Raw genomic sequence first — 12941 nt, 5'->3', positions numbered from 1 at the left:
AGAAACCACCCTGTTTGATTTACAAAGTAAATTAGCAAAAGAACAAGGGACAGCCCAGGAATACTATCAATTAGGGAGTATTTATAATGATAAAAAACTCTACTCCCAAGCGGTTACTGTTCTGCAAAAAGCCTTAAAAGTCGCGGAAAATGAAGAACCCCAAAACTTAGCGATGATTTATAATGCCTTGGGATATGCTCATCTAGCTAAAGAACAGTATGATATTGCGATTCGTCAATATAAAGAAGCCTTAAAATTAAATCCCAACTATCCCACTGCTTCTAATAATTTAGGTTATGCTTATGAAAAGAAAAAGCTCACCGCTCAAGCCTTAGAAGCCTACGAACAAACCTTAAGCATCGACCCCAATAATCAAACAGCTAAACGTCGGGCTGAATCTTTACGCAAACGGGTCGGTATCCCCACAGAAGTCGCTTAATTACTGATATGGCGATTTTTCCCCAACCTGCCTATCCTAAAACGGCTTTACTTTTGGTGAATCCCCATGCTCGCCAAGCGCAGAAGAATTTATCGCAAGCCGTTGATCAACTTCAGGCTTTGGGGTTTGATATTATTCAAGAATCTCCTCATCCCCAGGAATTGACTTCAATGCTTCAACGGTATCAACATCAAGTAGATTTTGTCATTGTTGGGGGTGGGGATGGAACTCTCAATGCGGCGGTGGATGGACTCGTAGAAATTGGTTTACCTTTAGCTATCTTACCCTTGGGAACGGCTAATGATTTAGCACGGACGTTAGGCATTCCTCCCTCCATAAGTGAAGCTTGTCAAATTATTGCCAGTGGCCATCAACAAAAGATTGATTTAGGTTGGGTGAATGGCAAACACTTCTTTAATGTGGCGAGTTTAGGCTTGAGTGTGAATATTACTCGTAAACTCACCAAACAATCCAAACAACGTTGGGGGGTGTTAGCTTATGTGTGGGCTGCCATTCAAGCTACATTCACGGCTCGACCGTTTCATGCTTTAATTCAAGTAGACAGTCAGATGCAACGGGTCAAAACCTTACAAATTGCCGTTGGCAATGGCAAATATTATGGGGGCGGGATGCCGATTGCCCACGATGCCACCATTGATGATCAACGTTTAGATTTGTACAGTTTAGAAATCAAACATTGGTGGCAAATTCCGTTTGTTTGGTTCACACTGAAAACCGGAAAACATCGAGAAGAATTAGGGGTTAGAGCCATCTGTGGTTCAGATATTGAGATTTATACCACGAAACCCTATCCGATTAATACCGACGGAGAAATTACAGCCTGGACTCCCGCCCATTTTCGGGTGATTCCCCAAGCTTTAACAGTGGTAGTTCCCCAGCCGAAGTAGAAGTTAATACTGGAATTGACAACAAAATTATCAAATCTTTACTATACACTCCGCAATTTGTCAAGATTTAATTCACTACATTAAGAGAGTTGTAACTGTTGTGACATCTTGTGTTTTTTTCCGTCCAATTACAGTAAACTTGGTTATTCTTGAAATTTAAAGAAAGTATTAAGTCTTCTCGCCTTGAACGGGAGGAACGACTTTCTTAATCACAAGAACACCGTTATTTTCTGTATAGAAACTGACAAAACTGCATCCATCGGAGGTTTTATGACTCCTACAATGCTTCGTCAACTTTGGTCACTGGTTGAAAAGACTCAAGCATCCACTCTGGTTACTCTTGATGATGCCAGTCTTGTCCAGTGTTTGCTCAAACAGTTCAATAAGGAAGCGGCCATTAATGGCAAAGAAGCTGATTTATTAACAGATTACATTTGCTCTCGCATTTCTCTGATTCGGGATATGGCAGAAGCACGGTTATCTGGAGAAGCTTCCGCTTAAACCTTATGGGTTTGATTGGTTTCGGTTCGAGGCTATTTAAGGTCATCCTATCCCAGGAGTTGACAGAAAACTGTGATGATCTTAATCCCTCTACCTGATTAAATTTGGCTCAAAAAATTGCATAGAAAATTCCCACATTAAGGTAAGCTTAAAGCGTTCGAGTGAACTCCGGGGGAGTCAATCACCTGAACACCTTTAGAGCTATAAACTTGCCTAATCCATACACGAGCAATATAAAACTATGCACAAATGCGGTTCTTTGCTAGTAGCAACCTTTCTGTTAGTTGCATCTCTAACAGCTTGTGAGTCATCCACTCCTACTAACACGAATACAGCTTCTCCAGGGGGAACCTCAGCACCTGCGGCTGGGGGAACAAGTCAAAGCCGCCTAGATATTATTAAGCAGCGTGGAAAGCTCATCTGTGGGGTTGATGGGAAAATCCCTGGATTTAGCTTTGTTAATGAAAGTGGCGAATATTCCGGCTTAGATGTAGATATCTGTAAAGCCGTCGCAGCAGCCGTTTTCGGTGATCCGAATGCCGTTGAATTTCGGAATTTGGATTCTACAGAACGGTTTGAAGCCTTAAAAGCCGGAGAAGTGGATATGCTTTCTCGTAATACCACCTGGACAATTAGCCGTGATACCTCTGTGGGCTTAGAATTTGCCCCAACTACATTTTACGATGGTCAGGGCATGATGGTGCGTCAAGATAGTGGCATTACGAAATTAGAAGATTTACAAGGAAAAGCCGTTTGTGTGGAAGCGGGAACGACAACGGAACTTAACTTAACCGATGCGATGCGTCAACGGGGTGTTCAGTTTGAAACCGTTACTTTTCAACAAGCTGACCCCGCTTATGCGGCTTACGCTGAAGGTCGTTGTCAAGGGATGACGTCTGATAAATCTCAACTGGTGGCTCGTCGCAGTACCCTCCCCAATCCCGATGAACATATTCTTTTGGATGTTACCATGTCCAAAGAACCCCTTGGCCCTGTCACCATTAATAATGATTCGGCTTGGTTTGATACCGTTAAATGGACAACTTATGCGTTAATTGAAGCGGAAGAATTAGGGGTGAATCAATCGAATGTTGATCAACTCAAAACTAGCGATAACCCCAATATTAAACGATTTCTAGGAACAGAAGGCGACCTCGGTAAAGGGATGGGATTAAGTAATGATTTTGCCGCCAATGCGATTAAAGCAGTTGGGAATTATGGTGAAGTTTATGAACGAAACCTCGGTGAAGGTTCACAATTTAAACTTCCTCGTGGACAAAATTCCCTGTGGACAAATGGAGGTTTAATGTATTCTCCACCTTTCCGATAAAATCAGGGAACAGGGAACAGGGAACAGGGAACAGTTTACTAATAATTGATATGGTGAATAACGGAAAGCAGAACATTCCGCTTTGGCGAGATGACCGATTTTGGCGGATTGCATTACAGGTTTTAGTGATTGTGATTGTGGTTAGTGTTTTCGCACTTTTAGGGGGAAATCTAACTCGAAATCTGAGACAAACCGGAAGTAATTTTGGCTTTGATTTTTTAAATACATCGGCGGGATTTAATATTCTCGATAGTTTAATTCCTTATAATCCGAGTGATCCCTATAGTAGAGTTTTATTAGCGGGATTATTGAATTCTTTGCGGGTGATGTTTTTTGGAATTATCCTGACAACGATCTTAGGAATTACCATTGGTCTGGCTCGTTTTTCTGATAATTGGCTTTTACGTCAGTTATCTTTTATTTATGTAGAAATGGTTAGAAATACGCCATTATTATTACAGCTTGTGTTTTGGTATGGGGTGTTTGTTCAACTTCCTCCGGTTAAAGAAAGTTTAAGGGTTTTAAACTCAATTTTCTTATCTAAACAAGGAATTTTTATGCCTTGGCCGTCAGGAATTCAAGGAATAATAGGATTAGGGGTTTTAATTATTTGTGCGATCGCAGCTTTTATTATGTGGAAAAAACGCACAAAAGTGATAGTAGAAAAAGGAGAATCAGGACAATCCCAACTCATTACCTTAGTCATGATTGGAGCGATCGCTTTATTAACATTAACGGTCGGATTAAATTGGCAACGTCCGATTTTTAATCCCACGACTAATAATATTGAAGGAGGATTACGATTAACAATTGAATTTACAACCCTTTTAGTCGGTTTAGTGGTTTATACGGCGGCTTATATTGCTGAAATTGTCAGATCAGGAATTCAATCTGTCCCGAAAGGTCAATGGGAAGCGGCTCGATCTTTGGGGTTAAAATCCAGTTTAGTGATGCAGTTAGTTGTTTTCCCCCAAGCGTTACGGGTAATTATTCCGCCTTTAAATAGTCAATATTTGAACTTAGCAAAAAACTCTAGTTTAGCGATCGCTGTTGCCTATGCAGATGTTTATAATGTTGCGAATACTACCTTTAATCAAACTGGAAGAGCTATTGAAGTAATGTTGATTATTATGGGAACTTATCTCAGCATTAATTTATTAATTTCTTTAGGAATGAACCAACTGAATCGCACTGTTCAATTACGAGAACGATAAATTAGAGTTTTAATTGTCAACCATCAATATCTATTTTTAACCATGACTTCTGCATCATCAACGCCATCTCATCAACCTCCTGAGATCATCAAACTTAACGCCAAAGAATGGTTACAAAAAAATCTGTTTAACAGTTGGTATAATACCCTGCTAACCCTGGGAATTAGTGCCTTATTATTATTCATGTTAAAAAGGTTGATTTCTTGGGCATTTACGGTGGCGAAATGGAATGTAATTCCCGCTAATTTACCTTTATTTTTTGTGGGGCGATTTCCCAGTGATCAATATTGGCGATTATGGGTTATTTTAGGAATGATTGCTATTTTATCGGGCATGACCTGGGGATTTTTAGCTCGGAATTCAACAACGTTATTTGATAAAAAAAGTTTAATTACTATTGGTTTTTTGGGTGTTTTAGCCGTTATTACTCCTGTTCCTATTGTTTTTCGATTCCTTTTAGTCGGACTCTTATTATTGTTAGTTGCAGAAGCTTGGGGCGGTAAAATAGTTGGAAATTATGTACCTTTAATTGGAAAATGGTTGCCGTTTTCTTGGTTTTTATTATTAATTATTTGTGTTTGGTTAATTGGAGGCGGACTCGGATTAAAAGTCGTCCAAACTAACCTTTGGGGCGGGTTGATGTTAACTTTACTCATGTCAATTGTTAGTATTTTATTGTCCTTTCCTCTGGGGATTATATTAGCATTAGGACGACAAAGCAGTTTACCGATTATCCGAATTTTATCAACGATTTATATTGAAGTTATCCGAGGATTACCTTTAATTACAATTCTCTTTATGGGGCAAGTTTTACTTCCTTTGTTTCTTCCCGATCAAGTCCGACCCGACCGAGTTTTACGGGCTATTATTGGATTAACCATGTTTAGTTCAGCTTATTTAGCGGAAAATATTCGAGGCGGGTTACAAGCCATTCCCACAGGTCAAACTGAAGCGGCTAAAGCATTAGGATTAAATACACCATTAACCATCGGTTTAATTATCTTACCCCAAGCGTTAAAGATTTCAATTCCTGCCATTGTGGGTCAATTTATTAGTTTATTTCAAGATACAACTTTATTGTCAATTGTGGGATTAGTCGAATTATTGGGAATGAGTCGCTCGATTTTAGCAAACCCGAAGTTTCTCGGACGTTATTTAGAAGTTTACCTGTTTATTGGTATTCTCTACTGGATATTTTGTTATGGAATGTCTGTGGCGAGTCAAAAATTAGAAAAACAGTTGAATACGGAACATAAATAAACCGATGTTCACAATTAACAAACCTAAAGGGATAGACAGCATACAATAGATAACAAACTTAATCCCTTGACCACTCACCCAACTTAAAGCCATGACACAAATACAACCCAATACCAACTCAGTTCAAGCGACAACGGAAGATTATGCAATTCTGGCGACCGATGTGCATAAGTGGTATAGCAATCATTTTCATGTTCTCAGGGGGGTCAGCCTTTCCGTCAGACGGGGGGAAGTTGTGGTAATTATGGGGCCATCAGGTTCGGGAAAATCGACGTTTATTCGGACATTTAATGCGTTAGAAGAATTTCAACAAGGTAGTATTATTATTGATGGAATTAACTTATCCCATGATTTAAAAAATATTGAAGAAATTCGTAAAGAAGTGGGAATGGTGTTTCAACAATTTAATTTATTTCCCCATTTAAGTATTTTACAAAATGTAACGTTAGCTCCGATTTGGGTAAGACGTTGGCCTCAAGCAAAAGCGGAAGAAGTGGCATTACAATTATTAGAACGGGTGGGAATTTTAGAGCAAGCTAAAAAATATCCGGGTCAATTATCGGGGGGTCAACAACAACGAGTTGCGATCGCTAGAGCCTTAGCGATGCAGCCTAAAATTATGTTATTTGATGAACCGACTTCCGCTTTAGACCCGGAAATGGTGCGGGAAGTTTTAGACGTAATGCGAACCTTAGCAGAGTCAGGAATGACGATGGTTTGTGTCACCCATGAAGTTGGTTTTGCACGGGAAGTAGCGGATCGAATTGTATTAATGGCGGATGGACTTTTAGTCGAAGAAGGAACACCGGAAGAATTTTTTAATCATCCTCAAGAAGAACGAACTCAAAAATTTCTCTCTCAAATTCTTTAAGGGTTGCTGTGGAGGCGCAACCTTTCACGTCTCCACTCACCCCTGATTATCGTTTAGGAAACTAGAACAAAATCACTTTGATTAATTGCTAAAGTTCCTGTTAATATTGCTAAGGTTTGACCTTGGGTTTAAACTTGTAATCCGCCATTATTAATGGTAAAATTTATGTGTTATTAGCATCAAAGGTAATTGTTAAGGTTGTTGCATCTCCAAGTTCACCAAAACTTCCCAAATCTGTACTTAAATCCGGGTTAAAATTATAAGTGGTGATGATAGGTGCTTAAAACTTGCGGTTGAAAAGCCAGTTCAGTTTTAATTTCTCCCGTTTTAAAGGGAAAATCCCAATCCCCTTGACCGAGTTTTTCAGTTGTCGCCGCTACAGAAGTTTGAGTAATTTGGCTTAACGCTTTCACAAAAGCTTTTCCTTGCCAACCTTCAGCCACTTCACAACTATAAATTAATAAATCTGCCTGGGGATTTAATGCGTTTGACCACTGTTGAAAAGAGGGAAGATAAACCGATAAATTCGATAAATTTAAGCGAGTATTGCCAAGATAAATTTCTCCAGGGCTACCATAACAAACTAAATGAATCGCTTCTAAATTTTTAAACTGACTCAGATGGTCAGTGAGTTGAAAAATTCCATCGGTTTCACCCTTCAACAACAGGGGGTAAATTTTGGGTCTAATTACTGATAAAAGATGCTGATAATCTGTTACCGTTGTATCCAGAAATAAAATTTCTTTCACTGGTTCAGAACAAGGAAAAACTTTCTGTGAATTTGTGACAGTGATGAAATCTAATCCTAAATGAAGTAAAGAGGTGAAAATAGTCATACTAGCTCGATTTTTTGGATAAAGATGACTCAATGGACAAATAAAATCGGGAGCAATCTTATTAAGTTCCAACCGGTTAGTAGCGAATTATAATAATTCAGTATAGCATTTTTTGACCCAATTTAAAAGATTTTTGTTCCGGGTTCTTCATCCAGTCTTTGAGCAAGGCTATTGATTAGATTAAACGGTTCATCTATCTGTTTTTTCTTCTATTTTCTTGAAAAATTTATACAATAATTGAGTCAGACTTGATATGAACTAAAGCGATAAGAGTCGTTGAAGGGGTGAGTGAGTCTCAATTTTGGGAAGCGTTTATGGCACAATTGATCAAGTATGAGAGCCAGTCAGGTAATTTTTATGACTAAGTTTGTTTTTATCACGGGTGGCGTTGTCTCTAGTATTGGCAAAGGAATTGTTGCCGCCAGTTTAGGACGCCTCCTCAAGTCCCGTGACTATTCTGTTTCTATTCTTAAGCTTGATCCTTATATTAATGTTGACCCTGGAACCATGAGCCCTTTCCAACATGGGGAAGTTTTCGTCACCGAAGATGGTGCAGAAACTGACTTAGATTTGGGACATTATGAACGCTTCACCGATACCTCCATGTCTCGCCTTAATAGTGTCACCGCCGGAGGAATTTATCAAGCGGTCATTAATAAAGAACGTCGGGGAGACTATCACGGAGGAACGGTACAAGTGATTCCTCATATTACCAATGAATGTAAACAACGCATTCATCGGGTTGCAAAAAATACCAATCCAGATGTTGTGATTACGGAAGTCGGAGGAACCGTTGGTGATATTGAATCCTTGCCTTTTTTAGAAGCAATTCGTCAATTTCGTAAGGATGTTGGACGCAAAAATGTGATTTATCTGCACGTTACTTTAATTCCTTGGATTGGTACGTCGGGAGAAATGAAAACCAAACCTACCCAACATTCTGTTAAAGAATTACGTTCAATAGGAATTCAACCAGATATTTTAGTCTGTCGTTGCGATCGCCAAATTCCCAGAGGAATTAAAGAAAAAATAGCCGGATTTTGTGATGTAGAACCGGATTGTGTAATTACTTCACAAGATGCCAATAGTATCTATGAAGTTCCCTTATTTTTAGAGCAAGAAGGACTAGCCGAACAAACCTTAAAATTGTTACAATTACAGGAACGAAAACCCGATTTAACCGCATGGCAAACCTTAGTTGATCGACTATATCATCGAGATTTAAATACAAAACGAACCCTCGATCATCCTAAAATTAAAATTGCCATTGTTGGCAAATATGTACAGTTAACTGATGCCTATTTATCGGTGGTTGAAGCCCTTCGTCATGCGGCAATTCAAGTGGGTGCAGAATTAAATTTAGAGTGGATTAACTCGGAAGATATTGAAGCCAATAGTGCCGAAAATTATCTCAAAACTGTGCAAGGCATTGTCGTACCCGGAGGCTTTGGACAACGAGGAACCGATGGTAAAATTGCAGCTATTGAATATGCACGAGAACAAAAAATCCCCTTTTTAGGATTATGTTTAGGAATGCAATGTTCAGTCATAGAATGGGCTCGTCATTTAGCGAGACTTGAACGAGCTCATAGTGCAGAATTTGATCCAGAAACCCCCAATCCTGTGATTCATTTATTACCTGAACAGCAAGACGTTGTAGACTTAGGGGGAACCATGCGGTTAGGATTATATCCCTGCCGTTTACAACCCGATACTTTAGCGTTTAAACTGTATCAAAAGGAAGTGGTTTATGAACGCCATCGTCATCGTTATGAATTCAATAATGCCTACCGGACATTATTCTTAGAATCGGGCTATACCATTAGTGGAACTTCTCCCGATGGTCGTTTAGTCGAAATTATTGAACTTCCCAATCATCCTTTCTTTGTCGCCACCCAATTTCATCCCGAATTCCAGTCTCGACCCAATCACCCTCACCCTCTATTTCAAGGATTTGTTGAAGCGACAACCCACTTATTAAAAAAAACGCCAACCCTAACGACTGAACCCAGTAAGGGGCTGTTAAACCCCACCGAGTTAGGTTCCACTTCCCTATTTAATTCTCCGGCTGAAGTATCCTAAAATTATTAATTGAGTTGGGAAAAAAAGACTAGGGGCATCAATTTCTAATCCCAAGGGAAATTTTAACTCACCCGATCAACCCTGATTTTATGATCACCGAAGATGGGTGAGTGAGTATTTTCCTCGGAGTCTGTTGATCAGATTGATTGACAAAGCAAGCGGTCTGAGGAGGTCTTGTGGCTTACTGGATCAAAATAAATTATGATCGAGAAACATATCTAATTGATCTGGATAGTATTAGTGCGTTTGCATCGGGGTTGAACAAAAGAATTACATTTTGGTTGCCCAATAATGGCAAACAAATTATCATTAATTATAACAATGATCCTAACAATTATGAAGATATTTTAGCTTATATTAAAAGAATTACAATTCATCGAATTAACAATTATTGGATTCAAATTGTTTATGATCGTCATGAATATATTATTGATCTCAATCGCTTAACGACCTTCGTTTGTGATTCCAGTCAACGTATTCTGTTTTGGCTTCCTGATAGCCAAGAATCCATTATTATTAACCCTCAAACCAATAGCGAGGCTTATTCTAAAGTTTTAGATTTTATTAATCAGCAAACAGGATATTCTTTGCCCTAATATTCAACCGAAGGAGATCGAAACTCCAGCCAGACTCTCAAAAAACCTGAAGTTTATAATCAATCAGGAAAGTAATCAGTTAAAATAAGCCAACGGGTAATCATCATCTAAGAATATGCTGGGAACCACACTAGGCGGACGCTATCGCATTTTGCAATCCTTGGGGGGTGGAGGATTTGCACGTACCTATCTCGCAGAAGATCTGCAACTTCCAGATCGCCATCAATGTGTGGTTAAACAACTCAAACCCCAAGTCACTAACCCCACAACCCTACAAATTGCTCGACGTTTATTTGAAACCGAAGCTCAAGTTTTATATCGCTTAGGACATCACGAGAATATTCCGCGATTATTTGCTTTTTTTGAAGAAGATCAAGAATTTTATCTGGTTCAAGAGTTTATTGAAGGTCATGATTTAACTCAAGAATTAATTTGCAATTCCCCCCTTTCCCAACCTACTCAACCTTCTGCAACCCCCTCCATTCATTCCAGTACCACTCAAGTTTTATCCAATCTTCCGAAAGGACGCTTTAATGAAGCGGAAACAATTATTTTATTACAGGATATTTTAACTATATTAGATTTTGTTCATCAACAAAATGTTATTCATCGAGATATTAGTCCTAAAAATATTATTCGACGTAAAAAAGATAATCAGTTAGTATTAATTGATTTTGGGGCGGTTAAACAAATTACGACCCAAATGTTAAACACTCCCGATCACAGTCATGTTAGCGTAGCAATTGGCACACCCGGTTATATGCCGAGTGAACAAGCTAGGGGAAATCCTAAACCCAGTAGTGATATTTATGCCGTTGGGATGATAGGAATTCAAGCACTGACTGGAATTCTCCCTCATCAATTACCCACCGATCCAGATACAGAAGAAATGATTTGGCAAAATCAAGTTACAGTTACTCCAGAATTGGCTGAAGTTTTAAATAAAATGGTGCGTTATGATTTCCGAGAACGATATGCCTCAGCAACGGAAGCTTTAAATGCAATTCAAAGCTTAAATCAATCACCAGTTGCCACTATTCCTGCCCTACAATCTTCGCTTAAACCGTTAAAAATTAAACCAACAAAACCTCAATTTTATCTCACCCTTTTAACCATCTTAAGTTTCATCGGATTAGCAACAGGAAGCGGGATGTATTTATGGTATTCTTTCAAATCCTATAATGCAACGGATCTTTATGAACAAGGGAAAACCCTTTCTCAATTAAATCGTTATCCAGAAGCGTTAAAACGATATGATCAAGCCCTAAATTTAAAACCCGATTATCGAGAAGTTTGGAAAGAAAAAGCAAAAATTTTATATCAATTAGAACAATATTCACAAGCTCAAGAAGCCTATGATAAGGCGATTCAAATTGACCCTAATGATACGGAAGCATGGATTGGTCGAGGAAAAGTTCTCAAGGCGTTACAAAATTATTCTGATGCTTTAACGGCTTTTGAAGAAGCAATTCAACAAAATTCTGAGATGATTGAGGCTTGGTTAGGAAAAGGAGATGTTTTACTTAATTTTAAACGCTATGAAGAAGCCATAGAATCCTATCAAGAAGTTGTAGATCGGGTTCCTTCTTCGTTTGAAGCTTTCTATAAAATGGGGAGAGCTTATCATGATTTAGAAGATTATGAACAAGCGTTTAAAGCTTATAATCAAGCCGTAGACGTTAAAATTAATGAACCGAATGCTTGGTATCATCGAGGCAATGTTTTAATGCAACTCAAACGCTATGATGATGCCATAGAATCCTACGATAAAGCAATTCGTTTTAATCCAAATTTTTCTCAAGCCTTCTATAGTCAAGGAAATGGATTCCTTCAACAAAAAAAAGAAAAAGAAGCGGTTCAATCCTTCCGACAGGCTGTTAAAATTCAACCCAATTATTATCAAGCTTGGTATAGTTTAGGATGGTCATTGCATCAACTCAAACGCTACGAAGAAGCCTTAACTGCCTATAATAAAGCCTTAGAGATTCAAAAAAATGATTATTTAGTATGGTATAATCGAGGAAACGTTTTATATCATTTAGGTCGTTATCAAGAGGCGATCGCATCCTATGATCAGGGAATTAATCAACAGATCAATCATGCAGAATCTTGGTATAGTCGAGGAAATGCTTTTGTGAATTTACAAAAATATCCAGAAGCTATTTTATCCTATGAAAAAGCCTTACAATATCGACCCGATTATTCAGAAGCAAAAGCAGCTAAAGAACAAGCTGAGAAACAAATTCAAGATGTTAATGTCAATCCTGATTTAACCTTTCCCAGTATTTTGTGATTGAGGAATTAAATAAATTAAACCGGAAATCAACGTTAATCCCACCGCAACCCAAAATAAAATTAAGGTTGGAAGTTGCCAAACTTCGGGTAACGGTGCGATTAGAAAAGCGATCGCTATAATTTGACTCACAGTTTTTAATTTACCCCAAATATTTGCACCGGAAATTTGAGTTTGATTCACTCGCCAACCAGCAATGGTGAGTTCCCGTGCTAAAATTAAAAAAACGCTCCAAGCCGGAATTTGTCCTAATTCAATGAAGGCTAATAAAGGTGCAAAAATTAATAATTTATCTACTAAAGGGTCAAGAAACTTCCCTAAATCTGTGACTTGATTGAGTTTACGTGCTAAATATCCATCTAACCAATCCGTACTAGCTACAACTAAAAAAATACCTAAACAAATCCAACGATAAGTGACAGTTGGATCATGCAAAAAATATAATAAAAACGGAACACCTAATAAACGAGAAAACGTAATCCAAGTGGGTAAATTCATAAATTAGTAATTATAGCACTTAGCACAAGGAAACAGTAAGAAGTGAAAGGGTTTCAGGATTAAAAAATATCCTAACCCATCATGGGTAGTATTATATATAGCAATCCGATTTG

At 38.4% G+C, this 12941-nt stretch carries 12 protein-coding genes; 10 read left to right on the top strand and 2 right to left on the bottom strand.

Going from position 1 to position 12941, the window contains the following annotated elements:
• The 7 genes from ACKPEB_RS21275 to ACKPEB_RS21245 all read left to right on the top strand — a co-directional run.
• A partial coding sequence (locus tag ACKPEB_RS21275; protein WP_408967013.1) for a tetratricopeptide repeat protein occupies nucleotides 1–439 on the top strand: 439 nt, incomplete at its 5' end.
• 8 nt (nucleotides 440–447) lie between these two features.
• Nucleotides 448–1347 (top strand): lipid kinase, encoded by a 900-nt coding sequence (locus tag ACKPEB_RS21270; protein ID WP_408967012.1) that lies wholly within the window; start codon nucleotides 448–450, stop codon nucleotides 1345–1347.
• A gap of 270 nt (nucleotides 1348–1617) precedes the next feature.
• The gene (locus ACKPEB_RS21265; RefSeq protein ID WP_408967011.1) at nucleotides 1618–1848 is read left to right on the top strand and encodes a hypothetical protein; all 231 of its coding nucleotides are present in this window, start codon (nucleotides 1618–1620) and stop codon (nucleotides 1846–1848) included.
• A 241-nt stretch (nucleotides 1849–2089) separates the two neighbouring features.
• Entirely contained in the window at nucleotides 2090–3178 is a 1089-nt protein-coding gene (locus tag ACKPEB_RS21260) for an amino acid ABC transporter substrate-binding protein (RefSeq protein WP_408967010.1), read from the top strand.
• A gap of 50 nt (nucleotides 3179–3228) precedes the next feature.
• Nucleotides 3229–4392, top strand: a complete 1164-nt coding sequence (locus ACKPEB_RS21255) for an amino acid ABC transporter permease (protein ID WP_408967009.1) — start codon at nucleotides 3229–3231, stop codon at nucleotides 4390–4392.
• Nucleotides 4393–4434: 42 nt separating this feature from the next.
• Nucleotides 4435–5652, top strand: coding sequence for an amino acid ABC transporter permease (locus ACKPEB_RS21250; RefSeq protein WP_408967008.1), 1218 nt, complete (start codon nucleotides 4435–4437; stop codon nucleotides 5650–5652).
• Between the two features lie 91 nt (nucleotides 5653–5743).
• On the top strand, nucleotides 5744–6523 hold the full coding sequence (locus ACKPEB_RS21245) for an amino acid ABC transporter ATP-binding protein (RefSeq protein ID WP_408967007.1): 780 nt from the start codon (nucleotides 5744–5746) through the stop codon (nucleotides 6521–6523).
• 257 nt (nucleotides 6524–6780) lie between these two features.
• On the opposite strand, the gene ACKPEB_RS21240 is transcribed toward ACKPEB_RS21245, so the two are convergent.
• Nucleotides 6781–7359: a DUF4347 domain-containing protein gene (locus ACKPEB_RS21240; protein ID WP_408967006.1), complete on the bottom strand. Its 579-nt coding sequence runs from the start codon at nucleotides 7357–7359 to the stop codon at nucleotides 6781–6783.
• A gap of 357 nt (nucleotides 7360–7716) precedes the next feature.
• On the opposite strand from ACKPEB_RS21240, the gene ACKPEB_RS21235 reads away from it, so the two are divergent.
• From ACKPEB_RS21235 to ACKPEB_RS21225, 3 genes are all read left to right on the top strand, one after another.
• Nucleotides 7717–9441 carry a CTP synthase gene (locus tag ACKPEB_RS21235; protein WP_408967005.1) on the top strand — a complete coding sequence of 575 codons (1725 nt, stop codon included), beginning with the start codon at nucleotides 7717–7719 and terminating at the stop codon, nucleotides 9439–9441.
• Nucleotides 9442–9617: 176 nt separating this feature from the next.
• A complete protein-coding gene (locus ACKPEB_RS21230) occupies nucleotides 9618–10037 on the top strand; it encodes a hypothetical protein (RefSeq protein WP_408967004.1) in 420 nt (139 codons plus the stop codon).
• 115 nt (nucleotides 10038–10152) lie between these two features.
• The gene (locus ACKPEB_RS21225) at nucleotides 10153–12330 is read left to right on the top strand and encodes a tetratricopeptide repeat protein (RefSeq protein ID WP_408967003.1); all 2178 of its coding nucleotides are present in this window, start codon (nucleotides 10153–10155) and stop codon (nucleotides 12328–12330) included.
• Here ACKPEB_RS21225 and pgsA read toward each other — a convergent pair.
• A complete protein-coding gene (pgsA, locus tag ACKPEB_RS21220) occupies nucleotides 12307–12828 on the bottom strand; it encodes a CDP-diacylglycerol--glycerol-3-phosphate 3-phosphatidyltransferase (RefSeq protein WP_408967002.1) in 522 nt (173 codons plus the stop codon). The two genes, ACKPEB_RS21225 and pgsA, sit on opposite strands and share 24 nt — an antisense overlap.
• Between the last annotated feature and the right edge of the window lie 113 nt (nucleotides 12829–12941).

Origin of the sequence: Planktothrix sp., from assembly GCF_046067725.1 — a bacterium.
Taxonomy (GTDB): Bacteria; Cyanobacteriota; Cyanobacteriia; order Cyanobacteriales; family Microcoleaceae; genus Planktothrix.
This window is presented reverse-complemented; position numbering and strand designations above follow the sequence as displayed.